Below are 351 nucleotides of genomic sequence, written 5' to 3' on the forward strand. Positions count from 1 at the left end.
CGATTCAGTTACTATAACTGTGCCGGTAACAGCAGGAGATCTAGTAGCAAACGAAGATGTTATACCTTCAGTTTTAGGTTCAAATGTACCTCAGGCATTAGGCAAGAATGTTTTTGATAATGATACGAAAAACGGAAAGCCATTAGTGCCATCAGATGTAAATCTTAATGTGACTAAAGCTGATCCAAAAGGATATTTAACTGTAGACGCAAACGGAAACATTGTTTTAGGTGCTAATCCGCCAGCTGGAGAATATGAGCTGACTTATGAAATCTGCGAAAAATTAAATCCAGACAACTGCAGTTCAAATACGGTTAAAGTAACGGTAGGTCTTCCTGTAATCGATGCGGT

The 351-nt window shown here is 38.7% G+C and carries 1 protein-coding gene; it reads left to right on the top strand.

Going from position 1 to position 351, the window contains the following annotated elements; genetic code table 11:
- Positions 1–351: hypothetical protein (locus ACWA1F_RS23975; RefSeq protein ID WP_456897553.1), on the top strand; the 351-nt coding region annotated here is incomplete at both ends.

It is taken from the genome of Flavobacterium erigeronis (assembly GCF_054075165.1).